This is a genomic window from Pseudoalteromonas sp. MMG013 (assembly GCF_018100885.1).
GTDB lineage: Bacteria > Pseudomonadota > Gammaproteobacteria > Enterobacterales > Alteromonadaceae > Pseudoalteromonas > Pseudoalteromonas aurantia.
In genome coordinates this window covers 1-460 of the sequence record NZ_JAGJEE010000120.1, presented here as the reverse complement: position 1 = coordinate 460, position 460 = coordinate 1, and the positions used below count along the sequence as shown (strand labels likewise).

At 48.3% G+C, this 460-nt stretch carries 1 pseudogene; it reads right to left on the bottom strand.

The features are described from left to right. Positions 1–460: pseudogene (locus tag J8L98_RS24615) on the bottom strand (non-ribosomal peptide synthetase); the annotation flags it as partial.

Here is a 460-nt window from a genome sequence, read left to right as displayed (position 1 = left end):
AATGCCTAATAATTCAGACCAAATCTCAACCAGCCCTAATTCAGTCTCTGTTTGCGGGGCAACATAACCACCTTGCAGGGCTGCACCTTCGGGTGCTGGTAATGCCCGTTTATCGACCTTGCCGTTTGGCGTCAACGGCCATTCATGCACCACCATCAAGACACTGGGTACCATATACTCAGGTAACTGTGCTGCTAACGCTGTTTTCACTTGGCCTATCAAGCTCGTCTGTGCACCGTCGTCTAGCACAGCTGATGAATGAATATAACCCATTAACTGCTGACTATCCGCGGTTCCATTGACTGTCACCACCGCTGATTCAACACCTGCTTGTTGTGCTAATTGTGTTTCAATCTCGCCAAGCTCAATTCTAAACCCTCGGATTTTAACCTGATCATCTGTACGACCCATAAAGGCCAATTCACCATCCAGTAAATACCGGACTAAGTCTCCGGTACGG